This window comes from Bacillus sp. P4_D3 (assembly GCF_056401855.1).
This window is the reverse complement of sequence record NZ_JBFUIN010000495.1, coordinates 1-2360: the sequence shown is the minus strand read 5'-3', so window position 1 is coordinate 2360 and position 2360 is coordinate 1. Positions and strand designations below refer to the sequence as shown.

General features: G+C 35.6%; 2 protein-coding genes. Both read left to right on the top strand.

The window, feature by feature from the left end; genetic code table 11:
• The first annotated feature begins 270 nt into the window (after positions 1-270).
• On the top strand, positions 271-1056 hold the full coding sequence (gene dhbA / locus AC1DTM_RS23205) for a 2,3-dihydro-2,3-dihydroxybenzoate dehydrogenase (RefSeq protein ID WP_088078512.1): 786 nt from the start codon (positions 271-273) through the stop codon (positions 1054-1056).
• A gap of 26 nt (positions 1057-1082) precedes the next feature.
• Positions 1083-2282, top strand: coding sequence for an isochorismate synthase DhbC (gene dhbC / locus AC1DTM_RS23200; protein WP_477000988.1), 1200 nt, complete (start codon positions 1083-1085; stop codon positions 2280-2282).
• The last annotated feature ends 78 nt before the right edge of the window (positions 2283-2360 follow it).

Here is a 2360-nt window from a genome sequence, read left to right as displayed (position 1 = left end):
TTACATGGAAACGTAAAAAAAAAATATCTGAAAAATAAAAAAAGATTGACAAGTATATTGAGAAACATTATCATTTCGATGTAGATACAGAAAATGAAAATCATTATCAATAGATTGGTTTTGTTTCCTTTTCTATAATTAAGTAATAGAAAACACACTTGACCAATTAGTTTAGTAAGTGTATTATTTTTTACATCATAATTGATAATGAAAATCATTATCGTTTATGTTGTTTAATGAGATTAATTTTTATATGAGAGGATAGAGGAAATGAACTTAGGGGAATTTGATGGAAAAACCGTTTTAGTAACAGGTGCCGCTCAAGGTATAGGTAGTGTTGTAGCAAAAATGTTTTTAGAAAGAGGAGCTACAGTTATTGCGGTTGATCAAAATGCAGAAGGGCTTAATATGTTTTTAAATCATTATGCATCAAATGAAAGTCGTATTAAGACGTTTCATTTAGATGTGAGTGATAGTGTCACTGTTGAAGAGGTAGTAGAACGAATTGAAAATGATATAGCGCCAATAGATATATTAGTAAATGTTGCAGGGGTTCTACGTATGGGAGCGATTCACTCTTTAAGTGACGAAGAATGGAATAAAACATTCTCTGTCAATACTACAGGAGTTTTCTATATGTCCCGAGCAGTAAGTAAACATATGATGTTAAGGAAGTCAGGGGCAATTGTTACAGTTGGTTCAAATGCGGCAAATACTCCGAGAATGGAGATGGCTGCGTATGCTGCATCAAAAGCTGCAACGACGATGTTCATGAAGTGTTTAGGATTAGAACTTGCAGCATACAATATTCGTTGTAACTTAGTTTCTCCGGGTTCTACTGAAACTGAAATGCAAAGATTACTATGGGCTGATGAGAATGGAGCTGAAAATATAATTGCTGGTTCTCAAAATACATATAGACTCGGAATTCCTTTACAAAAAATTGCACAACCTTCAGAAATTGCTGAAGCAGTATTGTTTTTAGCTTCAGATAAAGCAAGTCATATTACAATGCACAATTTATGTGTAGATGGCGGAGCTACATTAGGAGCTTAATAAAAAATTCAGGAGGTTATTATACTATGAATGAACTTACAGCCGTAAAGGAACTGTCAGAAAAACTTTTAGAAGATTATAAGACTGAATCTTCATTCTTTTTTGCTTCACCAAATCGAACGATATTGGCAGAAGGAGAGTTTACTACAGTAAAACATAGTGAAATCGAAAGTTTTCCAGAGCTTGTAAAGGCGGTATTAAGTAATGCCAAACAGGATGGAAATCCAAATCCTATCGTTGTAGGAGCTTTGCCATTTGATCGTAGAAAAGAAGTTCAACTTATTGTACCAGAATATTGCAGAATTACTGAGCGTTTACAGTTAGAAAAAACAAATGAGATAAAACAAAATGAGAAACTGGCATTTGAAATGACACCAGTTCCAGAGCCTGAAGTTTACATGAATGGTGTGAAGCAAGGAATAGCAAAAATTCAGGACGGAGATTTAAAGAAAATCGTGCTATCTAGATTGTTGGATGTTAAATCTTCAGAGGTAATTGATAAACAAAAGCTTCTTCGTGAATTAGCAGAACATAATAAGCACGGCTACACATTTGCTGTTAATTTACCGAAAGATGAAAACGAGAAAAGTAAGACGTTAATTGGAGCAAGCCCTGAATTACTTGTTTCACGTCATGGTATGCAAGTAATTTCTAATCCGTTAGCTGGTTCAAGACCACGTAGTGATGATCCAGCAGAAGATAAAAGAAGAGCAGAAGAATTACTTTCTTCTCCAAAAGATTTACATGAACATGCGGTAGTAGTTGAAGCGGTTGCCGCTGCACTTCTTCCGTATTGTCATACATTACATGTTCCGGAAAAACCATCAGTTATTCATAGTGAAGCAATGTGGCATTTGTCTACAGAAGTGAAAGGTGAACTTAAGGATCCAAATACTTCTTCTTTAGAATTAGCAATTGCTCTTCATCCTACGCCAGCAGTTTGCGGAACTCCAATGGAAGAAGCGAGAGAGGCTATTCAACAAATTGAGCCATTTGACCGTGAATTCTTTACAGGAATGTTAGGGTGGAGCGATCTAAATGGAGATGGCGAATGGATTGTTACAATTCGATGTGCTGAAGTGCAAGAGAATACACTTCGATTATTTGCAGGAGCTGGAGTTGTTGCTGAATCAAAACCAGAAGAGGAGTTAGCGGAGACATCAGCTAAATTTCAAACAATGTTAAAAGCTTTAGGGTTAAGTGATAATTCATTGAATGAAAAGTAGGGGGAAGAAAGAATGTTAACAGGTTATACGGAATGGCCAAAAGAATTAGTAGACCGTTATCGAGAAGAAGGTTGTTGG